We start from the raw sequence: 23885 nt of genomic DNA on the forward strand, positions 1-23885 counted from the left end.
AAAAATAGCCTGAAGCCCAAACAAAAGTCAGGAAATAATACAGATTTAATATTTTAGTAATGTTGCGATGTACTGCTATGTGCGGTTTTAATGACACTGGCTGTAAAAACCATCTCTGGAAAAGTTTAAATAGGCTTACCCATGGGACTTATTATAAAAGTAAAACCCGCAATTGTCTGCAGCTGCGGGTTTTTTTAATATGCAAACAAGCCAGAGCCTTAAAGGATGGGGCGAGTCTTTTGCGGGCTGTATTACTTAGTTCTGAGGTTGTTAGCGTTGCTGCCGTCCAATTCGCGGGTGTCCTTTTCTTCCTTGGCAGCCACGTTGCCGCCTTCCTCTTTGCCTTCCGGCTCTGGGTCCAGTATGTCGTGTTCTTCTTTTTTTAGCCCCTCCAGTGGTTCCGGGTTTTCTTCAGGTAGGCGCTCGCTCTCTTCGGAGTTGGTTATATAGTCATCTTCGCGTGGTGTTTCCATAATGCTTCACGTTAGTTTATAGCTTTGTTTACGTATGCTATCGGTAAGGTTCAGATGTACCCTTTTTTATGGGTTTTAATTAGCACATGAAGAGCAATGGAAGCATTTTAATGTTCACCAACGAGCTAGAATCGCAGTCCTTCAAATTTTCTTTTGCCTAGCCCAACATTTTGCGGTAACTTTGGGCAATTTATACCTACCAAACAACATGCCTAGAGACACCAGTATTAAATCCATCCTGATTATTGGTTCTGGCCCCATCGTTATCGGCCAGGCCTGCGAGTTTGATTATGCGGGCTCCCAAGCCTCCCGCTCCCTTCGCGAAGAAGGGATTGAGGTAACGCTTATCAATTCGAATCCCGCTACTATCATGACCGATAGCGTAACGGCGGACAATGTGTACCTCAAACCGCTTGAGAAGAAGTACATTATTGAGATTCTGGAGAAGCATAAGATCGACGCCGTGCTGCCGACTATGGGTGGACAGACAGCCCTGAACCTGTGCATTGAATGCGACAAGGCAGGCATCTGGGAAAAATACGGTGTTCGCATCATCGGGGTGGACATCAATGCGATCGAGACTACCGAAGACCGCGAGAAATTCCGACTGAAGATGCTGGAGCTCGGGGTGAATGTTTGTAAGGGAGAAACAGCCACCTCGTTCCTAGAAGGAAAAGAGATAGCGCAGGAAATTGGTTTTCCACTCGTGATTCGCCCTTCGTTTACCCTTGGTGGTACGGGGGGCGGTTTTGTTAATACCCCTGAGGAATTTGACGCTGCCCTTACCCGCGGCTTGCACGCCTCGCCGGTGCACGAAGTGCTGGTAGAGCAAAGCATCATGGGTTGGAAAGAGTACGAACTCGAACTACTTCGTGACAACCTCGGCAATGTGATCATCATCTGTTCCATCGAGAACTTTGACCCGATGGGCGTGCACACCGGCGACTCCATTACGGTAGCCCCGGCCATGACCCTGCCGGACACGGTATACCAGCAAATGCGCGACTTGGCCATCAAGATGATGAACGGTATCGGGCAGTTTGCAGGCGGCTGTAACGTGCAGTTCTCTGTGAGTCCAGATGACGACACGATTATCGGTATTGAAATCAACCCGCGTGTGTCGCGCTCTTCGGCGCTGGCTTCTAAAGCGACGGGCTACCCAATTGCCAAGGTGGCGGCCAAGCTGGCCATCGGCTATAATCTTGACGAACTGAAGAACGCCATCACCAAGACCACTTCGGCTTACTTTGAACCGGCCCTAGACTACGTGATCGTAAAAATACCGCGCTGGAACTTCGATAAGTTTAAAGGCGCTAACCGTACACTGGGTCTGCAGATGAAGTCTGTAGGTGAGGTGATGGGCATCGGCCGTACCTTCCAAGAGGCGCTGCAGAAAGCCTGTCAGAGCCTCGAGATAAAGCGTAATGGTCTGGGTGCTGACGGCAAGGAGATGACCAACTACGATGAGCTGGTATACAACTTGAAGAACCCAAGCTGGAACCGTTTGTTCTGCATCAAAGATGCTATGCGCATCGGTATACCTACCAGTACGATCCAGAATCTGACGAAGATCGATCCTTGGTTCCTGAACCAAATCGAGGAAATCGACATGCTGGAGAAGGAGATGGAGAAATATACCTTGGCAACCTTGCCGGGCGAACTGTTGCGAGAAGCCAAAGTGAAAGGTTACGCTGATCGTCAGATAGCCCACATCCTGCGTTGTTTGGAGAGCGAAGTGCATGCCGTTCGTATGGAACTGGGTATAGAGCGCGTATTCAAAATGGTGGATACCTGCGCTGCCGAGTTTGAGGCCAAGACACCATACTTCTACAGCACCTTCGACGGCGAGAATGAGAGTATTGTGAGTGATAAGAAAAAGATCGTGGTGCTGGGTTCCGGCCCGAACCGTATCGGTCAAGGCATCGAGTTCGACTACAGCTGCGTGCACGGGGTGCTGGCGGCCAAAGAGTGCGGCTACGAGACCATCATGATCAACTGTAACCCGGAAACGGTTTCGACTGACTTCGACATTGCTGACAAGCTCTACTTCGAGCCGGTGTTCTGGGAGCATATCTACGACATCATTCTGCATGAGAAGCCAGAGGGCGTGATTGTGCAGTTGGGCGGGCAAACAGCCCTGAAGCTGGCCGAAAAATTGGACCGCTACGGCATCAAGGTAATTGGCACGAGCTACAAGGCGCTTGACCTAGCTGAAGACCGTGGATCGTTCTCTTCCTTGCTGCGTGACCTCGACATCCCATACCCTCCGTTTGGAGTGATCGAAACGGCAGAGGAAGCGCTGGCGCTTTGCAAAGAGCTGAAGTTCCCGCTACTGGTGCGCCCGAGCTACGTACTCGGCGGACAGAGCATGAAAATCGTGATCAACGAGAAAGAGCTCGAAGCCCACGTGATCGACTTGCTGAAGGATCATCCGGGCAACAAGGTGCTGCTCGACCACTTCCTCGACCATGCCATTGAGGCAGAGGCCGACGCGATCTGCGACGGCGAGGACGTGCACATCTGCGGTATCATGGAGCACATCGAGCCAGCTGGTATCCACTCCGGTGACTCGTATGCCGTATTGCCTCCGTTCGACCTGAGCGAGAACGTGATCAAGAAGATTGAGGACTATACGAAGCGCATCGCACTGGCATTGGATACTGTGGGTATCATCAACATACAGTTTGCCGTGAAGAACGAGGTAGTATATGTGATCGAAGCCAACCCGCGTGCCTCACGTACTATCCCGTTCATTGCGAAGGCATACCGCGAACCATACATTAACTATGCTACCAAGCTCATGCTGGGCGAGAAGAAGATCAAGGATTTTACCTTCAATCCGCACAAAGAAGGCTACGCCATCAAAGTGCCGGTGTTCTCACACAGCAAGTTCCCAGAAGTGAACAAGGAGCTCGGTCCGGAGATGAAGTCAACGGGTGAGGCGATCTACTTTATCGACGACCTGCAGGACGACTACTTCGTGAAGATTTACTCCGAGCGTAACCTATACCTGAGCGTGTAGTGATCAGGATATAAAATAATAAAAACCCTCTCCCGAACAGGAGAGGGTTTTTTGTTTTTCGGCGAAGCTTCCTTTTATGTTCTATTGCCCTCGCGCGCGTCCCGCAAGTGTGCGTTATCTAGTGTCGTCCCGCCACTTGTGTCGCAGGCACAAAAAAAAGCGACCAGTCCCAGATCCCGAATGCCTTCGGGAAGTCCGCCTGATAGCGCACACTCGCGGGACGCGAGCGAGGGCGAAATAGTTTATAAGCCTTGGCTAAGATGTATACAAGCATAACCCTCATTTTTAAGCCGGCCACAAAATCCATATCTTTGCATCGTTCCCGCCGAAATGACAGGAAAAACTTTTTGGCAGGGGAATTGTATCTGAACAGGTACTGTTTTTGTTAACAATAGGCAGCCGCCGTAGGCTGGCTATACCTTAACCGACCATCATGCTTAAGTTCATATTCGTTACTATACTCGTTATCTTTTTTATCAGGCTAGTTGCTCCTGTCCTGTTTCGCTGGTTGCTGGCTTTCTTTGTGAAGAAGAGCCTGCGCAACGGAACTTTCTTCTACTCTAACATGAACCAGCAACGGCCTGACCCACGCGCCAACAATAATGGCCGTCAGAAAGAGGGCGTCAAAATTGACTACATTCCAGAACAGCCCGAGCGCAAGGATTTCAACGGCGGGCAGTACGTCGATTATGAAGAAATAAAATAAAAAGCCTATCTTTCAGCTCTATTCTGAGGTTTCCTGAAAGATATGACAGCTGCTATTGACTTTAAGCGCGATGTGCTCCCGCATCTCATCGCGATCCTGATTTTCCTTCTTCTTACCGCCGTATACTTCGCCCCTGTCCTGTTTGAGGGCAAGGCGATGGCCCAGCACGACATCCTGCAGTTTAAGGGCGGCGCCAAAGAGATACAAGATTACCGCGAGGCCACCGGCGAAGAGACCCTCTGGACAAACTCCATGTTCAGCGGTATGCCTTCCTATCTGATCAACACACGCTATTCCGGCGACCTGTCGGGATACATCCATACCTTGCTGACCTTTAACCTGCCGGCTATGGCGGGTAATATCTTCATCACGCTGCTCTGCGCCTACATTCTGCTGGTCACGCTGCGGCTCAATACGTGGGTGTCCATTATTGGTGCCATTGCCATCACGTTCACGTCCTACAACTTCATTATTCTGGAGGCGGGCCACAACACCAAATCGCTTACTATTGCCTACATTCCGCTGGTGCTGGCCGGTATGTTCTATGCCCTCAGGCGGAACCTCTGGATAGGGGCGGCCATCTTTGCGCTGGGCCTCACGCTCAACCTGCACTTCAACCACCTCCAAATGACTTATTACATGCTCCTGATGGTGCTGGTCTGGATGGTGGTGGAATTGATCTATGCTGTGAAAGAGGGCCGAATAGCCGACCTGATCAAGCGCGGACTGGTGCTGGCCGTGGCGGCCGTACTGGCGGTGGGCGTTAACTTCGGCAGACTCTATACGGTGGCTGAGTACAGCCAGCACAGTATTCGCGGCAAGTCGGAGCTGAGCGTAGCCAACAGCGGCGAGAAAACCTCCAGCGGCCTCGACCGAGACTATGCCTTTAGCTGGAGCTATGGCGTGGGCGAAACCATCACGCTGCTTATACCTGATTTCTATGGTGGTAGCAGCAGCTCCAAGCTCGACAAAGATTCAGAAAGCTACGCCGCCTTTACACGTATGGGTTTGCCACCCGTGCAGGCGGAGCAAATCGTGAAACAGGGCCTTCCGACTTACTGGGGACCACAACCCATGACGAGCGGTCCGGTATACGTGGGCGCTATTGTTGTTTTCCTGTTCGTGTTGGGACTCTTCATTGTGCACAAGCCTACCCGCATCTGGCTGTTGGGCGCAACCATTTTGTCTATCCTATTGGCTTGGGGTAAGAATTTTGAGGCTTTCAACTACTTCATGTTCGACTACTTTCCGGGCTACAACAAGTTCAGAGCAGTGTCGTCGGCGCTGGTAATTGCCCAGATCACGATGCCGCTGCTGGGTATACTGGCACTCTACAAAGTCATCCGCGACCGCGACCTGATCAAAAACCTAGACAAGAAGCTCCTGATTTCAGGAGGTATTACAGCAGGTGTCTGCTTGCTGGTATGGCTGTTTGCGGGCTCGGCTAGTTTTGCGGCCGATGTGGATGCCCAGCTGCAGCAATCCGGCTTCCCGATCGATGCCATCCGTGCCGACCGTGAGAGCATGATGCGGTCCGATGCGCTGCGCTCGTTTGTGTTCATTGCTCTGGCCGTTGGCCTGCTGTACTTTTACCTAAAAAACAAACTCTCAGCCACTATGGCCATGGCAGGAATAGGCCTGTTGGTTTTGGTGGACCTGTGGGGCGTGAACAAGCGCTACCTCAACGATGGCGACTTTGAGAAACGTGTGGTGGAAAACCATTTCCAGCCAACGCCAGCCGACCAGATGATTCTGCAGGACAAAGACCCGCACTACCGTGTGCTTTACATGCCGAATCCGTTTAATGATGCCCGCACCTCTTACTTCCACAAGTCAGTGGGTGGTTACCACGGTGCCAAACTGCGCCGCTATCAGGACGTGATCGACCGCCACATAGCCCAGAACAACCTCGAGGTGCTGCGCATGCTCAACACCCGCTACGTGATTACGGGTGACCAGCAACAGCCCGTGCAGCGCGTGCCGGGCGCCTTGGGCAACGCATGGTTTGTGAGCGAGGTGAAAACGGTGAACAATCCGGATGAAGAGATTGAAGCGCTGAATGGTTTGGATGCCAGCACCACCGCTGTGGTGGATGTGTCGAAGTTCAAAACATCAGCGAATACTTATAACGCCGATGGCTCTACCATCGAACTGACAGGATACCAGCCAAATGCGCTGACCTATGCGGTGAATGCGGCGCAGGCGGGACTGGTAGTGTTCTCGGAGGTATACTACGCCGATGGCTGGCAGGCATACCTGAACGGACAGCCTGTGGATCACATGCGTGTGAACTACATCCTGAGGGCCATGGAAGTGCCAGCCGGTAAGCACACCATCGAGTTTAAGTTTGAGCCGAGTTCTTATACACTAGGCAATACGGTGTCGTGGATCTCCTCTATCCTGCTCTTAGTGGTGCTGGGCGGGGCCATTTTTTACGGTATGCGCCGCAAGCCCGAAGAAGTTGAAAAAGAAGTAATCGTATAAGCACAAGGCCCTAATCTTTTGATTGGGGCCTTTGTTTTGATGCCTATGGAAGCACCGCTGCAACAATTGCACAGCCCGATCTGGGAAAGCCAAGGTATAGCGCTTTGGGTGAAGCGCGAGGACTTGCTGCATCCCACCATCTCAGGCAATAAGTGGCGCAAGCTCACCTACAACCTGCAGGAGGCAAAGCGACTGCAACACGACACGCTGCTGACTTTTGGCGGTGCCTACTCCAACCACATTGCAGCCGTAGCGGCGGCAGGGCAGGAGTTCGGTTTCAAGACCATCGGCATCATCCGGGGAGAAGAACACCTGCCGCTTAACCCTACGCTCAGTTTTGCCACAGCAGCTGGTATGAAACTGCATTACATTTGCCGCGAAGCCTACCGGCAAAAGACCGATCCGGCCTACCTTGCGCAACTGGCACAGCAATTCGGTCAACCTTATATTATACCTGAAGGGGGCACGAACGCCCTCGCCGTGAAAGGCTGCACTGAAATTGTGGCAGACATCGCCATCGAATACGACTACATCTGCTGCGCCAGCGGCACGGGTGGCACCATAGCCGGCATCATTGCCGGACTTGCTGGCAAAAGGCAGGTGCTCGGCTTTCCGGCTTTGAAAGGTGGTGCCTTTTTGCGTGAGGAAATCGAGCAACTAATCTACAGGTATAACGGAAAGCACTATGACAACTGGCAGCTCATCACTGATTATCACTTCGGTGGTTATGCCAAGGTAAAACCCGAACTGTTGGACTTTATGCGCAGCTTTCAACAAGCGCACAACCTGCCGCTGGAGCCTGTGTACACTGGCAAAGTGTTCTATGGCTTAGTCGATCTGATCCAGAAAGGCTATTTCCCGGAAGGTAGTCGGATTGTGGCGGTGCATACCGGCGGACTGCAAGGAAATGCCGGTTTTAAGGAACGGCTTGGTGTGGAGGTATAGGATTTGAACTTTAGCACCATAATTGCTGTGTAGACCGTAGTTAACACAACCGACAAAAATCAGCTCATGCCCCTCATCCGACTTTTGTTTCGTATGCTGCCCTTCATCCTGCTGCTCGTGGTGGGCTGGTATGTTTGGCGACAAGTGAAAGACTCCTTCGGCCCCGACGAGAAACAACCCGAAGTCATCGTAAACCACAACACCATTCTGACCACAGTAGAAGAGCTCGGAAAGATGGAACTGGTGCGCTATAATTTCAAGGACGTGGTGGAGTATGAGAAAAATGTGTCGCGCTGGGTGCCCAACTCAAAGGTAGTTTTGATAGTGACGGGAGAGGCTGTGGGCTGTATTGATTTCACGAAACTAACCGCACAGGACATCCGCTTTCAGGGCGATTCGCTGGTGCAAATCAGTTTGCCTGAACCAGAGCTCTGCTATTATAAGGTCGATCACAGCAAGTCCAAAGTATTTTCAAAAGAGAACACCTATTTCCAAGACGCGGACCTTGTGCAGGAAAGCTACCGCTATGCCGAATCTAACGTAAGAGAAGCGGCCATTAACTCAGGTATCCTGCGCCAGACACAAGTAAACGCGGAGAAAGTGCTCAAGCCCATTTTAGAGGAAGTGACCGGCCGCAAAGTAGTGCTGGTGCCACAGCGCCGTATCCAAAATCCGGAAATGCCGAAGAGAAGGTAGAAAACTCTTTCCTTGGAATGGTGATTTACTGCTGGGGTAGGCTGGTGACTTTTTGGTTTCTTCCAATCAGGAGGTAAAGCAAAGCACCTAGAACCGGCAGAAATGTGATGGCCATAAGCCAAACCACCTTATTGCTACCGTTCTCAAACTCGCTGCTGAGCAAGTCAAGGAGTGCCCACAACCACAGTCCAACCGGTACAGCCAAAAAGAACAGGAGGAGCACTATTTCAGAAAAACCAATAGTAGCGATGTACAAGGGTAGAGTTGTTTCCATGTGATTGTTTTTTAAGGTTATTGATCGGTTCGCAGAAATATCCAGTACAAGTCGCTATGCACAGTTTTGTTCGCTAATACATTCGCAGCTTGGGGTATAATAGATTACTAATATATAGTTTATTTCTGATAAATGCCAACCAATCATTTCTTTATTCAATCTTCTTGATCGCGTCCTGCACTAGATCGCTCTCGTAGCCTTTGCTCATGAGGTAGTAAGTGAGTTTCTGGCGGCGGACGAAAGGGTTCTTTTCTTTTTCAGAGGCGTTCTTTTTCTCGAGTAGCTGCTGCAGGTTCTGCTCATACACATCGTAATCGATTTCCTTCAGGCCCTGCTTGATGCAGTAGTCCGAGATGCCTTTGGACTTGAGGCCCTGCACGATTTTGCGGCGACCCCATTTCTTGAGGCCGTACTTGCCGCGCACATAGGACTGCGCATAGCGCTCTTCGTCCAGCATCTTCTCCTGCCCGAGGCGTACAATAATCTCCTCTACATCATCCGGTTCCAAACCATAGGTATAGAGCTTCGTGCGCACTTCCTGCTGCGTGCGCTCCTGATAGGCACAGTAAGCCGCCGCCTTGATCAGGGCTTCTTTCGGGGTATAGGTTTTCTGTTTTTTCTGTCGTTCCAAATCGTTCGTTTTGCTCCTGTTTAGAACAAGATGTAGCTCACAAGAGTTGCGCTTTCCTAAGCAATCACCAATTTAACAATCTAACAATTAAACACACAACTAATCTGAATTACCCGCACCTTTGTGGCTTCAAAAATGAATTCAACTATGTTTTCAAAAGGAGTCAGGTATATGCTGCTGTCTACGCTGTTCTTTTCGCTCATGAACGTGTGCGTGAAGCTGGTGCCGCATATACCGGCTATTGAGATTATTCTGTTTCGCTCGGTGGTGTCGCTGGTGATGAGTTTTGTGGTGCTGCGCATGAAGCGGGTAAGCGTATGGGGCAGCAATTATGGTCTCCTGATAGCCCGCGGAGCTGCCGGGGCCATGGCGCTCATGCTGTTTTTTACCACGCTGCAGAACATACCGCTGGCTACGGCAGCTACTTTGCAGTATTTGTCGCCCATCTTTACCACCATCATGGGCATTTTCATCGTGAAGGAGAAAGTGATGTCTTGGCAGTGGGTGTTCTTTGCCGTGTCGTTTGCGGGAATTCTGGTTATTGAGGGCTTTGACACTAGTGCCGACTCATTCTATGTATGGCTTGGTGTGATGAGTGCCGTGTTCTCGGGGCTGGCTTACAATTTTATCCGACGGCTCAACACACGTGAGCACCCGCTGGTGATCGTGTTCTACTTTCCGCTGGTGGCGCTCCCGATTTCAGGTGTCTACTCCATCTTCAACTGGGTGCAGCCCGAAGGTTGGGACTGGGGCATTCTGTTGCTGGTGGGTGTGCTCACGCAGTTGGGGCAGTACTACATGACCATGTCGTATCAGGCTGAGGAGATCTCTAAGGTGGCTAATCTGAACTTCATTGGTATTATTTATGCGCTATCGCTGGGCTTTATATTGTTCGACGAGCATTTTGAGCTGGCAACTTATGTCGGTATGGGGCTCGTGCTGGTTGGGGTAGTCCTGAACGTGCGCTACAAAAACCGACTGTCGCAGCGCGAGATCGCTGCCCACGAAACGAAGCTGCCGAAGGTATAGGAGAGTAGCTTCCGGAATAAGCGGTTTCCCTGAACGACAGCAAAGCATGCAAATCCTTTAAATTCTAAAAAAGCTAAACACGATGAGCGGGTTTTGTCGTTAGTTCTTAAATTGTGAAGCTTAACATTCAAAACAAGAGCCAACTATACATGCGCCCTGTCTTTTTGCTTTTCCTGCTATACCTGTTGCCGGCCATCTCCTTGGCGGGTATACTGCGTGGGCGCATTATCGACGAGAATAATCAAGGGCTGCCTTTTGCCAGTATCTACATCAAAGAAACCGCCAGCGGCACCGCCTCCAACGACCAAGGCAACTACCAGCTGCAGCTGCCGGCGGGCACCTATACCTTGGAGTTTAAGTATGTCGGGTATAGAGCCCGCATCGAAACCGTGACGATCGGTGACGGAGCGCAGGAACTCAATGTGCAACTGATGCCGGAAGTGCTCAACCTGAAAGAGGTGGTGGTGAAGGCTGCTGACGAGGACCCTGCCTACGGCATCATGCGCAACGCCATCCGGCTGCGCAAGTACCACCGCGACGAGGTGAATGCGTGGAGTGCCCGTGTGTACATGAAAGGCGTGGCCCGCATGGACAAAGTGCCCGGCAAGGTGCTGGGGGTGCGGGTAGTAGATGTGGACACGGGTATTGTATACCTGTCGGAGTCGGTGTCGGAACTGCATTTTAAGAAACCAAACAAGGTGAACGAGCGGATTATCTCCTCTAAAGTGAGCGGCAAGAAACAGGCCTTCAGCTTCAATCAGGCGTCGGAGATGAACATCAGCTTTTACGACAATCTGCTCAAAGTGCAGGGCCTTAGCGAACGGGGCTTTGTGTCGCCGCTGGCCAACAATGCACTCTTCTTTTACCGCTTCGAATACCTCGGCACTTTTGAGGAGAATGGGCGCACGATCAACAAAATAAAAGTCATACCGAGGCGCAAAAACGACCCGGTGTTTCAGGGGAACATCTACATCGTGGACGGCACGTGGCGGATACACAGCACCGACCTCACCCTCACCAAAAACGCAGGGATAGATTTCGTCGATTTTATCCGGGTGCGGCAGGTATACGCGCCGGTGCAGGACCATGTATGGATGCCGGTGTCGCAGCGCTTTACCTTTGAGGCGTCAGGACTGGGCTTTAAGGGCGGTGGCTATGCTACGGGCGTGTACTCTCGGTATAAGGTGCAGCCTGCCTACAGCCGTCCGCCAGCGGTAGTAGAATCGGAGCCGGAAGTGGTGGTGGATGCCATGGTAGTGGAGGTAAAACCCGCTAAAAGGCAGCGGGCCCGGGTGATCAAGCCTAAGGAAGTTACGCCTGAGGAGCAACCCGCCATACACGACGAGAAGCTTTTCAGCCGCGAGGTACTGGTAGTGGAGAAGGAAGCCAATACCCGCGATTCTGCCTACTGGGCCGAGATAAGGCCGGTGCCGCTCACCGAGGAAGAGCAAATCGACTATCAGCGCAAAGACAGTCTGGAGGTCATCCGCGAGTCGCGGGTGTACAAAGACTCCGTGGACCGCATTCGCAACAAACCGACCTTTGGCAGTTTCTTTATGCGCGGCTATACCTACAGCAACACCTACGAGCGGCGCTATTTCCGGATAGACCCACTGTTGAGCCTGACAGGCGGACCGAGCGTAGTGCAGTACAATACCGTGGAGGGTACCGTGCTGAACGTGGGCATGGAGTATCGGCAGAGCTTTGAGGACCGTCGTCAGTATGAGATAGAGCCGACCATCCGCTACGGACTTGCCAACGAGAAACTCAACGCCAAGCTGCGGCTCAGCTATACCTACGACCCGATCAAACGGAGCACGGCTTCGGTGGAGGGTGGCCGATTCGTAGACCAGATCAATTCCACGAACCCCATCTCGCCTTTTGTTAACTCGGTCTATACCCTGCTGCTGCAGCGCAACTACATGAAGCTCTACCAGCGCGATTACGCAAGGGTAAACTACCGCTCTGAGATTCTGAATGGCGTCACGATAATCACGTCACTGGACTACTCTCATCGCATGCCTTTGGAGAATTCCACCGATTATGCTTTCCGGGAGAGCAGCAGCTCGGGCTTTACCTCTAATGTGCCTGAAAACGCCGAACTGGCTGACGCTTCCTTCGAGCCCCATCAGGTCTTGACGGCAGCCTTTACCGTGGCTTTCCGGCCGGGCATGAACTACATCTCCCGACCCGACCGCAAGATCAACATTGGCTCGCGCTGGCCTACTTTCTCGCTGGGCTACCGGGGGGGTATCAAGGCATTGGGTGGCGATGTGAAATACACGACCATGGCCCTGCGCATCACCGACGACTTTAGCTTGGGCTTGTTAGGTAGCAGTGTGTATAGCTTTACGGCGGGCACTTTCTGGGGCAAAGAGAATATGCGCCTGATGGACTACCGCAACTTCAACGGCAACCGCACCATTTTCGCGGGGGTGTATACCGGCTTCCAGTTGCTCGATTATTACCGCTACAGCACCAACAACCGCTACCTCGAAGGGCACTACGAGCATCACTTCAATGGTTTTCTGTTCAACAAAATACCCTTGTTCCGCCGCTTGAAGTGGCAGGAGGTGGTGAGCCTGCACTACCTCAACACAAAGGAGTCGGATAACTATCTGGAGCTGGGTTTAGGTATAGAGCATATCTTCAAAGTGCTGCGCGTCGATTTCTTTACTTCCTTCCAAGAGCGGCAGAAAGTACATACAGGCCTGCGGGTGGGTTTAGGCTTCTAAGCAAGCGAGGCATTCTGCAGAATAGTGCTTGCAAGGCTCCAGAACAGCTGTTTTACAACCTAATAGCAAGTATGGACGTTAGAAATGAGAGATGACTTAATCATTTTGAAACGACCATGAAAAACCTGAAAGATATACTTAAAACCGGATTTGCAGCTGCCCTTGTTGCTACAATAACGGTAAGTTGCGGCGATAGGCCGGCTTCGAACCCAACTGACGACACAAGCACCTCCGAGGCCATAACGGAACGGAGTAAGTCCACCCAAAACCTGAATGAGCCACGTCCCGCTCCGATAGGCCGTACAGCCGAGACTGGAGAGCAGGCCGACCGCTTCGGCGATTTGCCAGCTAACGTGGACTCGGCTGCCCGTACCAAAGTGGAGCTTGACAAGCAAAGGCAACTGGAAGAAAACCCTGATCAGCGCCCTAGACCACGTACGCCGACAGGACGCCGCGTAGAAGGTGGACGAGTGGATCAATAAGAACTACTGCAAAGCAAAAAGAGGCCATACCTGTACAATTAGCAGGTATGGCCTCTCTGTTTTTATCGCTAGCTGCTACTTCACCACCGCCGTAGTGCCAACCGGAGGAATCACCATGCCGGCGCCAGTTCTCTTACGGCCTTTCAGGTTGATGTTGTAGATGATCACCGAGATGAAGATCAATATATAAGCCGCCACCTTAACCGCCGTAGTCTCTTCGTTGAAGTACAAAAAAGCCACCACAAAGTTGAGAATCGGGTTGATATACATCAGAATGCCGATGGTGCCTGAGGTGAGTTCTTTAAGGGCGTACAGATTTAGAAACAACGGCAACACCGTAAACAGGGCGCTCAGTATACCGGTCATCAAAAAGAAATGCCCATCGAGTGCTACTTCCGAGCTACCCTTGAACTGTTCATAGAATGGTGCGATGAATACAAAAGAGAGCAATAGCTGCAGCGTGAGCAACACGATCTTGTCGTATACCTTGAGGATGCGCTGTGTGATGAGGTAAAAGGCATAACTCAGCGCGATGAGCAGACTGAAAAGCAGACTCGTCAGTTCACCCGTCCCGATCAGCACGCAGCTCAAAGCACTCAGTCCAATGGCCACCCACTGGTTCGTTCGCAACTCTTCTTTGAGCAGCACAAAACCCAGCACCGCCGTCAGGATAGGGCAGAGGAGGTACGAGAAAGAACCCGTCTGGATGTTGATGTGGTTGATGACGTAGATAAACGTCAGCCAATTGATGGTCAACAGCGAGCCGCCCAGAAAGGTATAGAGAAAAAACTTGCGTGCCTCCCTTGGTTTGGAGGCCTTTACTTGGGCAATAGTCTGCATCATGTTTTTGCGGCGGAACAGCAGTAAAATGAGTAGCAGCAAAGCAACTGACAGGGCCACCCGGAAGAACAGGATCTGTCCGCTTGGGTAGTCGGCCAGCGCCTTGAGCGGGAAAGGTATAAAGCCCCAGATAACGAAGGCCGCTATACCTGCCGCATAGTATGGTTTGGTTTTCGTTGTTTCCATTTCAAAATAAAAGAGCGCAAAGGTATCGTTTTGATTTTGAAAAAGCCCCTATATAGTTTTTGATTGTTGAGGCTGGCAACTACTATACAGGTGAAATTAGCAAGACGCGAAGTGGGCAGCTTTTACATGCCTAGAACAGCAGTAGCTTGACTAGCACGAAGAGAGAATTTCCATGAGGGGAAGTGTAATTATAGCTTTCCCTACAGCTGCATTAACCTGAAACACTATCTTTGAGCTCTTAAACTGATTTGTTTATGCTCTCTTTCCACCAGCTTCAAGATATCACAGGCGGTACTTTAGCGCAACTGACGCAGGATAGCGCTGTCATGCACATGCTCACCGACAGCCGAAAGCTCTCGCAGCCAGCAGGCACGCTGTTCTTTGCCATTCGGGGGAAGTATAATGACGGACACCTATACCTGACTCAGTTGTATGAACTGGGCGTGCGGCAGTTTGTGGTGGAAGAGGCAGCAGGCCTGACGGCTTTATACCCAGAAGCCAACATCCTACAGGTGCGCAGCAGTTTAGATGCCTTGCAGGCGGTAGCGGCTTGGCACCGGACTCAGTTCCATATACCTGTACTGGGCATCACCGGCAGCAACGGCAAGACCATTGTAAAAGAGTGGTTGGCGCAATTACTAAGCCCGGAGGAGCTGGTGGTAAAGAGCCCGCGCAGTTACAACTCTCAGATCGGCGTGCCGCTCTCGGTTTGGCAACTCGACGCAAATCATACCTTTGGCATATTCGAAGCAGGTATATCGCAGCCCAGCGAGATGCAGAAACTGCAGCAGGTCATACAGCCTACACTCGGTCTGTTCACCAACATCGGTAGCGCCCATGACGAAGGCTTTGCTGACCGCCGACAGAAGGTGGCTGAAAAACTGCAGCTGTTCAGTCAGGTAGAGCTGCTCTTCTATTGCCGGGATCGCGAACTGGTGCACGAAGCGGTGCAGGCGAAAGGGATACCTGCTTTCACGTGGTCTCGCAAAGAGGCGGCTGACGTACACATTACTTCAAGCACTATCTCTGGTCATAAAACCATTGTGAGCTATGCCTTTCGAGGTGAACAGCATAGCTTGGCCATCCCTTTCACAGACGAGGCTTCGTTGGAGAATGCCCTGCACTGCTTAGCGGTGCTGTTGCAGCGCGGCATCGGCCTGTCAGACATACAGGACCGCATGGACCGGCTACAGCCCGTGGCCATGCGCCTTGAAATGAAAGAAGCCATCAACGGTTGCTACCTCATCGACGATACCTACAACAACGACCTCGCTGGTCTTTCCATCGCCCTCGACCTACTGGCTAGTCAGCCGAGGCGCGGTAGGCGCACCCTGATTCTGTCTGACCTGCTGGAGTCGGGCATGCCTGAAGAAAAACTCTACAGCGAAGTAGCCGCCCTGACCAAAGCGCATCAAGTAGAGCGGCTGATTGGGATCGGACCCACCATACAGGCACATGGAGCCAAGTTTGGCGGCGACGCGGACTTTTATGCCAGCACAGCGGCGTTTCTGCAGCAGTTCAGTTCTGAGCAGTTCCGCAATGAACTCGTACTGGTAAAAGGCGCTCGCGTGTTTGGTTTCGAAAAGATCGTGCACGCTTTTCAGCAGAAAGTGCACGGCACGGTGCTGGAGGTGAATCTGGATGCGCTGGTGCATAATCTGAACTACTATCGCTCCAAGCTGGCCTCGGGCACCAAGCTGATGGTGATGGTGAAAGCCTTTGCCTACGGCAGTGGCAGTTCCGAAGTAGCCAACCTGCTGCAGTTCCACCGGGTAGATTACCTAGCGGTGGCCTACGTGGACGAAGGGGTAAGTCTGCGCGAACATGGCATTACGCTGCCCATTATGGTCATGAACCCATCGCCGGACAGCCTAGCCAAACTGCACCAGTATAGCCTAGAGCCCGAGATCTACTCCTTGGAACTGCTCCGCGAGTTTCTGGCCACTGCCCAGCCTGACAGCAGCTATAAGGTACACCTGAAACTCGATACTGGTATGCACCGCTTGGGCTTCACAGGAGAAGATTTCGACGAGCTATTCGCATTGTTAAAAGAGCATCCGCAGGTGCGGGTGGTGAGTGCATTTAGCCATTTGGCCGGAGCCGACGAAGCCCTGCACGATGACTTTTCGCGGATGCAGCTGCAAAACTTTACGACATTGGCTGCGGAGGTGGAAGAGCGCCTCGGCTACACCGTGCTCAAGCATATTCTCAATTCGGCAGGCATTGTGCGCTTCCCGGAGCATCAGCTGGAAATGGTACGCTTAGGTATAGGCCTGTACGGTATAGAAGCTACTGGCTCGGAGCAAGAAGCCCTGCAGCCGGTCAGTACGCTCAAAACCACTATCTCCCAGATCAAGCACATTCGGCAAGGCGAAACCGTGGGCTACAGCCGCAGAGGTATAGCCGACACCGACAAGACCATCGCCACCATTGCCATCGGTTACGCCGACGGCTATGACCGTCGCTTCAGTAACGGAGCCGGAGAGGTACTCCTTCATGGCAAAAGAGCCCCTATCATCGGTAATGTGTGCATGGACATGTGCATGGTCGACGTGACCGGAATACCTGCCAAAGTAGGCGATGAAGTCACCGTATTCGGTCCGCAGCTCACGCTGGTTGAGTTGGCCCAGCGCATTGGCACCATCCCTTACGAACTGCTCACCAACGTAAGCACCCGCGTCAAGCGCATTTTCTTCTCCGAGTAATCTTCAAATCACCTCATCTCCAAATCATAAGTTCTATTCTTTTGCAATACCGGGGAACAGCTTGTATCTTGCAGTTGTTTATAAACAGTCTAAATAAAAGAAGAGAAATCGTGCGTAACAGGATAGAAGATACACAGGCCCAGAAGAGTGTGCGCGATCTGAAGATCGGGGAGAGCGGAGAGATATGCTGTTTGAAAGACCCTGAGATGGCGCTCAAGCTGCTTGAGATGGGTTGCATACCTGGTACCCCCGTGAAGCTGAACAGCAAAGCCCCCTTTGGAGACCCTGTTACCATCATCGTAAATGATTACACACTCTCTTTGCGTTTAGACGAGGCTGAAACAATTCTGCTGAAGTAGATAATTACCACATGGCTGTTACCATAGAGGCGGAAGCGCCAGAGGCCACAAAAGTACCTGTCCACCTTCCGGTGGCCAAAATCGCTTTGATTGGCAACCCGAACTCGGGTAAAACTTCACTATTCAACCAACTCACAGGCCTTAACCAGAAGGTGGGCAACTTTCCGGGCGTTACCGTCGACAAGAAGACGGGCATCAGCCAGATCACTCCCAACCTGAAGGCGCAGATCATCGACCTGCCCGGCACCTACAGCCTGTACCCCAAGTCGCTGGACGAGCGTGTGATCATCGACCTGCTGTACGATCCGGCCTCCAAACACTACCCCGACCTTGTTATTGTAACGGCCGACGCTTCTAACCTGAAGCGTAACCTGCTGCTCTTTACCCAGCTGGCCGATCTGCGCATACCTGCCGTGCTTGGCCTCAACATGATGGACGTGGCAGAGGCAGAGGGCGTGAAGATAGACCTCGACGCGCTGCAGCGTGAACTGGGCGTGCCGGTTATTCCACTCAATGCCCGCAAGGGTATAGGTATAGCCGCGCTCAAGATTGTGATGTCGCAGCAGCTGGCTCCTACCAAAGCTACTTTCTTTGAAATTCCGGAGGAGCTGAGGGAGGTGGTTAGCCAAATCAAAGAGCGCTTCGACCTGCGCAACGATTACTTGGCGCTGCACTACGCCCATCAGTATAAGAATCTGCGTTTCCTGTCAGAGCAAGACAAGGCATGGATGGCCCAACTGCTGGAGTCGGCGGACTTTAAGTCGAACACAGTGCAGGCCAACGAAACGATAGCCCGGTACGTGCGCATAAACGAAGTACTGCTTGATGTGGTGCGCATAGAGAAAGCGAAGGAGGAGGAGAAGTTCAGCAATAGGCTTGATCAGATCCTGACGCACCGCGTGTTCGGCTATCTAATTTTCTTAGCGCTGCTGTTTCTGGTGTTCCAAGCTGTTTTCGCGTGGGCCAGTTACCCCATGGAGCTGATTGACGAAGGTATAGCCGGTCTGAACGGTTTGATTCAAGATAACTTTAGCGGACCGTTGATCAACCTGCTCACTGAGGGGGTTATCGCCGGTTTGGGTGGTGTGCTGATCTTTATACCGCAGATCGCTATCTTGTTTGCTTTTATCGCCATACTGGAAGAAACCGGCTACATGGCCCGCGTGACTTTTATGATGGATAAGATCATGCGCAAGTTTGGGCTTAACGGCAAAAGTGTGGTGCCGCTTATTTCGGGTGTGGCCTGTGCCGTGCCTGCTGTGATGTCGGCGCGCACCATTGAGAACTGGAAAGACCGCATGATTACCATTTTCGTGACGCCGCTCATGAGCTGCTCGGCCCGCATACCGGTGTATACCGTGCTCATTGCGCTGGTGGTGCCGGAGGTATACTACTTGGGCTTCATGAACTTGCAGGGCATCGTGTTAATGGGCTTATACCTGCTGGGCTTCCTTTCGGCTATCTTCTCAGCGTTATTACTCAAAGTATTGCTGAAGGCCCGTGAGCGTAGCTACTTCATTATGGAATTCCCGGTGTACAAGATGCCGCGCTGGAAAAACGTGGGACTGACCATTTTTGAAAAGTCCAAGACCTTTGTGTTTGAGGCCGGTAAGATCATCGTGGCAGTATCCATCATCCTATGGGTGCTGGCCTCATACGGTCCCGGCGACAGCTTTGAGCGTGCCGAGGAGCGAGCCACAGTGGAGGCTACAGCAAAAGGCCTGAGCGAAGAGCAAACCGATAATCTGGTATCCTCTTACCAACTAGAGTCGAGCTATGCGGGTAAGTTCGGCAAAGCTATTGAGCCAGCCATCCGTCCACTTGGCTACGACTGGAAAATAGGTATAGCGCTGCTTACTTCCTTTGCCGCCCGTGAGGTGTTTGTGGGTACCATCTCTACTATCTACAGCATAGGAGAGGAGGAGAACGTGAGCACGATCAAAGACAAGCTGATGTCAGAAAAAGACGCTGATGGTAATCCATTCTTCACACCGGCCCGGGCTTTCTCGCTTCTGATCTTCTATGCCTTTGCCATGCAGTGCATGAGCACGCTAGCCGTTGTGCGCCGCGAAACCAAGAGCTGGACTTGGCCACTCGCCCAGCTGGTGTACATGACAGGTCTGGCCTATGTGGCGGCCTTTGTCACCTTCCAGTTAATGAAATAATTATCGTATCAATCATAGCAAAGCCCGCTTCTACAAAGAGCGGGCTTTTTTTATGTCTTACTCTGAGCGATTGTAACTACTATGGATAGTGGTTTGCGTGTTGCAACAACTTGTTTTGTGAGGTACAAGAATGGCTACATTATAAGGTAAGTGCTTGGGATAGTATAGCTTACGTTTTAAAAATTTAATTTTTTTGATAAAGATTTGAATAAATTCATCCTTTGGATGACGCTCACGTATAAGGAACAACTTTCTCCGTTTTTTGCTAGAATTACCCGCATGCTATGGTACCTTAAACTGCAGCAGCGGCTAGGTGGATAAGATTTAAAATCGGTTAAAGAATCAAAAAACGTGTTAAATATTTGTTAAAACCGAAAACATTCTTTAAAATTGAGCTTCTCTCACCTTAAACAATAAAACAATGAAAAGATCTGTACTTCTTCCGGAGTCATTTTTACCCCACGGCCGCTTGTGCATCTCCACAAAATTAGCGGCATCCTAAAGAGTTCATACTAACACAAGCTGACTATCAGTGTCTTAAAACTGATGGCGGGCATTTCTTTGCCTGTCCCGGTCACTGGTTTGGGCTTTTTTCACAATAATTTTAATAATAAAGCTTTCTGGGTGTCTGATACAGTTAATCTGTAAAGGTTTGATCTCCCGTTCGCATTGGTGTTTGCAGGCTGCTAGCACAGTGTCAATTATAGAAGCCTTCTCTGCCAAACGAGCTGGAAAACCCCTTAGAAACTGATTTCAACTATCAGAAGCGAAGGAATAAAGGAGGTGATTATATAAAGAGCGGATGGAATAAATCCTTTGCCCCAATTTAGAAGAAGCAATACCTAATTCCCCTGTCTGACTAAAAGGAGGCGGATAAAGACTTTACCATAATTTACTTGATTTAACAATTTACCTAAACAAACAGCGCAATGAAAAAAGTTTTAATGCTATGCCTGTTACTTGTGTCGGCCTTGATACATGAGGCCATGGCTCAAGTCAGGGCGATCACCGGTACGGTGACAGACGCGACCACTAACCAACCCCTGCCGGGCGTTACGGTTTTGGTGAAAGGAACTACCGTAGGTACGGCTACCGGAGCAGACGGTACCTATACTGTAAATGTGCCTGAGGGAAGCAACACGCTTGTTTTCCGCTTTATTGGATATCAGACCACTGAAAGACCAATAGGTTCGGCTGCTACTATAGATGTGGCACTGCCTGTAGATGCACAGCAACTCGATGAGGTGGTTGTGACGGCTCTTGGTATTGAGCGTAACAGAAACGAGCTGGCCTATTCAGCTCAGGAAGTTAGCGGAGACCAAATCACCCGCGCCAGAAATGAGAACGTAGTAAACTCCCTTTCAGGTAAAGTAGCTGGTCTCGACATCAGAACTAACAACACAATGGGTGGTTCTACTAACGTTATTATCCGTGGTTATTCTTCACTTACTGGTAACAACCAAGCGCTTTTCGTTATTGATGGTGTGCCTGTAAGTAATGCTAACAACAACGGTGCGAACCAGGCTACTGGTCGTGGTGGTGCTGACTTTGGTAACGCTGCAGCTGACCTTAACCCAGATAACATTGAGTCTGTGAACGTACTTAAAGGTGCGGCAGCAACAGCACTTTATGGTTCGCGCGCAGCAAACGGTGTTATCATGATTACTACCAAGAAAGGCGCAAAGAACAGCCTTAACATAGCTGTAAACAGCGGTGTTACTTGGAGCAATATCGACAAAACTACTTATGTGAGATACCAGAAAGAGTACGGTGGTGGTTATTTCCAAGGCTTCCGTGCCCCTCAAGATCTAGGTAGTGGTGTAGCACCGGTAGTAAGATACCAAGATGACGCTTCTTATGGTCCTAAGTTCGATCCAAGCCTGATGGTTTACCAGTGGGATGCAATCGATCCCCTCCATCCTAACTTTGGAAAAACAAGACCTTGGGTAGCTGCTGCTAACGATCCAACTGCGTTCTTCGAAACTGGTGTTAACTCTAACCAGAGCGTTGTTGTGAGTGGTGGTGGTGACAAAACAACCTTTAATTTAGGTTACACTCGTAACGATATCAAAGGTAACTTGCCTAACTCGAAGATCGATAAAAACATGTTAAACTTCAATGCTTCTTACGAAGCTTCTGACAGGTTAACAGTTTCTGCTTCAGGTAACTACACTCGCACAGAAGGTATGGGTAGATATGGCACTGGTTACAGCGGTAACAACCCTAACCAGCAGTTCAGACAGTGGTGGCAAACCAACGTGGATCTAGATGAGCAGAAAGAAGCTTATTTCAGAAACAGACAGAACATCACTTGGAACTGGAATAGCTCGAACTCGGGTCCTATTTACTCTGACAACCCATACTGGACACAGTATGAGAACTACTCAAACGACAACAGAGATAACTTCTACGGTTTTGCAACTGCTACTTACAAAATTACCGATTGGATGAGTGCAATGGGTAGAGCATCTTTCAACACAACTACCGACTTCCAAGAAGAGCGCGTAGCTGTTGGTAGTGCTGGTTTGAGTAGCTACTCTAGATTCAACAGAGACTTCAATGAGTCTAACTTCGACGTGATGTTGAATTTTAACAAAGACATCTCTGAAGAACTAAGCTTTACTGGTTTATTGGGTACTAACCTTCGCAGAGAGCGTGCAAGCTCTATCAGTACATCTACAAACGGTGGTCTGGTTGTGCCAAGACTATACTCAATCTCTAACTCAGCTAGCCCGGTTAACCCTCCAGCTGAAGGATTCACTCGCAGAGGTGTTGACGGCATTTTCGCTAACGCGAACTTTGGTTTCAGAGACACATACTTCGTAGAGCTTTCTGCCCGTCAGGATAAGTCTACTACACTTCCAGAAGGCGAAAACACTTACTTCTACCCAGCTGCTGGTGTTAACGTGCTATTCTCTAACCTTATACAAACCTCTTGGTTGTCACATGGTAAAGTAAGAGCTAACTATGCAGAAGTAGGTAACGATGCTCCGGCCCTTAGTATCTACGATGTGTATGACAAGCCGACCGGTTTCGGTACTACTCCGATCTTCTCGCTTCCAAGCACTAAGAATAACCCTAACTTGAAACCAGAAAGATCTAAGAGCTTTGAGGCTGGTGTAGAAGCAGAATTCTTCAACAACCTCTTTGGTTTCGACTTCACTTACTACAAGACAAACACGATCGACCAGATTATGCCAGTTAGCCAGACTGCAGCATCAGGTTTTACAAACCGTTTTGTTAATGCTGGTGAGATAGAAAACAAGGGTATAGAGATTGCTGCTTTCGTAACTCCGATTCAAACAGGAGACTTCACATGGACCATGAACTTCAACTTCGCGCGTAACAGAAACGAAGTTCTGAGCCTGTACGAAGATGTGGAGAACTTGCCACTTGCTTCTTTCCAAGGTGGTGTTTCTCTTAACGCTGCTATTGGTCATCCTTACGGTGTTATCCGTGGTAACGACTTCGTATACACTAACGGTGAGAAAACTGTTGGCGCAAACGGTTACTACCTGAGATCAGACAGATCAGACGTTATCATCGGTAATCCAAACCCAGACTGGACTGGTGGTTTTAACAACACATTAACTTTCAAAGGTGTATCTTTGGGCTTCCTGATCGATGTTCGCAAGGGTGGTGATGTCTTCTCTCTGGACCAGTGGTATGGTGAAGCAACTGGCTTGTATGAGCACACTGCAGGGCTGAATGACAAAGGGTTCTCAACTCGTCTGCCAGTTTCTGAAGGCGGTGGTGTGAAACTGCCTGGTGTTAAAGAAGACGGATCTCCGAACGATATCTATGCTGAGAACCAAGATGGTGACGGTATGACTCCTTATGGTTACGCAGCAGATGGTTATGCTGGTGCTCCACGAGCCATGTATGTGTTTGATGGTAGCTTCGTTAAGTTAAGAGAACTAGCTCTTTCTTATGCTTTGCCAGAGTCAGTTATCGGGAACCTCGGTTTCGTAAAAGGTGTTGATGTTCAGCTAATCGGCCGTAACTTGTGGATCATTCACAAGAACATGGAGTACTCTGATCCAGAAGAAGGTTTGAGCTCAGGCAACGCTGGTAGAGGATATCAGTCTGGTGCTTATCCAGCTGTTAAAACTTACGGCTTCAACGTTAAATTTAATTTCTAAAATATCAGAAA

The 23885-nt window shown here is 50.5% G+C and carries 16 protein-coding genes; 12 read left to right on the forward strand and 4 right to left on the reverse strand.

What is annotated here, in order from left to right; genetic code table 11:
• Nucleotides 1-251 precede the first annotated feature (251 nt).
• Entirely contained in the window at nucleotides 252-473 is a 222-nt protein-coding gene (locus tag Q1A04_RS18145; protein ID WP_299708936.1) for a hypothetical protein, read from the reverse strand.
• A 208-nt stretch (nucleotides 474-681) separates the two neighbouring features.
• Here Q1A04_RS18145 and carB point away from each other — a divergent pair, with 208 nt between their 5' ends.
• The 5 genes from carB (at nucleotide 682) to Q1A04_RS18170 (ending at nucleotide 8326) form a co-directional block, all read left to right on the forward strand.
• Complete coding sequence (carB, locus tag Q1A04_RS18150; RefSeq protein ID WP_299708939.1) at nucleotides 682-3495, forward strand: carbamoyl-phosphate synthase large subunit; 2814 nt, start codon at nucleotides 682-684, stop codon at nucleotides 3493-3495.
• A 433-nt stretch (nucleotides 3496-3928) separates the two neighbouring features.
• Nucleotides 3929-4201 (forward strand): DUF4834 family protein, encoded by a 273-nt coding sequence (locus Q1A04_RS18155; protein ID WP_299708942.1) that lies wholly within the window; start codon nucleotides 3929-3931, stop codon nucleotides 4199-4201.
• A 42-nt stretch (nucleotides 4202-4243) separates the two neighbouring features.
• Nucleotides 4244-6685: a YfhO family protein gene (locus tag Q1A04_RS18160; RefSeq protein WP_299708945.1), complete on the forward strand. Its 2442-nt coding sequence runs from the start codon at nucleotides 4244-4246 to the stop codon at nucleotides 6683-6685.
• Between the two features lie 39 nt (nucleotides 6686-6724).
• On the forward strand, nucleotides 6725-7630 hold the full coding sequence (locus Q1A04_RS18165) for a 1-aminocyclopropane-1-carboxylate deaminase/D-cysteine desulfhydrase (RefSeq protein ID WP_299708948.1): 906 nt from the start codon (nucleotides 6725-6727) through the stop codon (nucleotides 7628-7630).
• A 66-nt stretch (nucleotides 7631-7696) separates the two neighbouring features.
• Nucleotides 7697-8326 (forward strand): DUF4230 domain-containing protein, encoded by a 630-nt coding sequence (locus Q1A04_RS18170; RefSeq protein WP_299708951.1) that lies wholly within the window; start codon nucleotides 7697-7699, stop codon nucleotides 8324-8326.
• 25 nt (nucleotides 8327-8351) lie between these two features.
• Here the strand turns inward: Q1A04_RS18170 and Q1A04_RS18175 are convergent, their stop codons facing one another.
• Nucleotides 8352-8600: a PLD nuclease N-terminal domain-containing protein gene (locus Q1A04_RS18175; protein ID WP_299708954.1), complete on the reverse strand. Its 249-nt coding sequence runs from the start codon at nucleotides 8598-8600 to the stop codon at nucleotides 8352-8354.
• Nucleotides 8601-8751: 151 nt separating this feature from the next.
• Nucleotides 8752-9231: a regulatory protein RecX gene (locus tag Q1A04_RS18180; RefSeq protein ID WP_299708957.1), complete on the reverse strand. Its 480-nt coding sequence runs from the start codon at nucleotides 9229-9231 to the stop codon at nucleotides 8752-8754.
• Nucleotides 9232-9366: 135 nt separating this feature from the next.
• Here Q1A04_RS18180 and Q1A04_RS18185 point away from each other — a divergent pair, with 135 nt between their 5' ends.
• The 3 genes from Q1A04_RS18185 (at nucleotide 9367) to Q1A04_RS18195 (ending at nucleotide 13477) form a co-directional block, all read left to right on the forward strand.
• Nucleotides 9367-10260, forward strand: coding sequence for a DMT family transporter (locus Q1A04_RS18185; RefSeq protein WP_299708960.1), 894 nt, complete (start codon nucleotides 9367-9369; stop codon nucleotides 10258-10260).
• 113 nt (nucleotides 10261-10373) lie between these two features.
• Nucleotides 10374-12995, forward strand: a complete 2622-nt coding sequence (locus Q1A04_RS18190; RefSeq protein ID WP_299708963.1) for a DUF5686 and carboxypeptidase regulatory-like domain-containing protein — start codon at nucleotides 10374-10376, stop codon at nucleotides 12993-12995.
• A 116-nt stretch (nucleotides 12996-13111) separates the two neighbouring features.
• Nucleotides 13112-13477 (forward strand): hypothetical protein, encoded by a 366-nt coding sequence (locus Q1A04_RS18195; RefSeq protein WP_299708966.1) that lies wholly within the window; start codon nucleotides 13112-13114, stop codon nucleotides 13475-13477.
• 75 nt (nucleotides 13478-13552) lie between these two features.
• On the opposite strand, the gene Q1A04_RS18200 is transcribed toward Q1A04_RS18195, so the two are convergent.
• Nucleotides 13553-14503 (reverse strand): EamA family transporter, encoded by a 951-nt coding sequence (locus Q1A04_RS18200; protein ID WP_299708968.1) that lies wholly within the window; start codon nucleotides 14501-14503, stop codon nucleotides 13553-13555.
• A gap of 254 nt (nucleotides 14504-14757) precedes the next feature.
• Here Q1A04_RS18200 and Q1A04_RS18205 point away from each other — a divergent pair, with 254 nt between their 5' ends.
• From Q1A04_RS18205 to Q1A04_RS18220, 4 genes are all read left to right on the forward strand, one after another.
• Nucleotides 14758-17208 carry a bifunctional UDP-N-acetylmuramoyl-tripeptide:D-alanyl-D-alanine ligase/alanine racemase gene (locus Q1A04_RS18205; protein ID WP_299708971.1) on the forward strand — a complete coding sequence of 817 codons (2451 nt, stop codon included), beginning with the start codon at nucleotides 14758-14760 and terminating at the stop codon, nucleotides 17206-17208.
• Nucleotides 17209-17318: 110 nt separating this feature from the next.
• Nucleotides 17319-17567 carry a FeoA family protein gene (locus Q1A04_RS18210; RefSeq protein ID WP_299708974.1) on the forward strand — a complete coding sequence of 83 codons (249 nt, stop codon included), beginning with the start codon at nucleotides 17319-17321 and terminating at the stop codon, nucleotides 17565-17567.
• An 11-nt stretch (nucleotides 17568-17578) separates the two neighbouring features.
• Nucleotides 17579-19732 carry a ferrous iron transport protein B gene (gene feoB / locus Q1A04_RS18215; protein ID WP_299708977.1) on the forward strand — a complete coding sequence of 718 codons (2154 nt, stop codon included), beginning with the start codon at nucleotides 17579-17581 and terminating at the stop codon, nucleotides 19730-19732.
• Nucleotides 19733-20661: 929 nt separating this feature from the next.
• Nucleotides 20662-23874 (forward strand): SusC/RagA family TonB-linked outer membrane protein, encoded by a 3213-nt coding sequence (locus Q1A04_RS18220; RefSeq protein ID WP_299708980.1) that lies wholly within the window; start codon nucleotides 20662-20664, stop codon nucleotides 23872-23874.
• The last annotated feature ends 11 nt before the right edge of the window (nucleotides 23875-23885 follow it).

This window comes from uncultured Pontibacter sp. (assembly GCF_947499215.1).
In the GTDB taxonomy this organism is placed as follows: Bacteria; Bacteroidota; Bacteroidia; order Cytophagales; family Hymenobacteraceae; genus Pontibacter.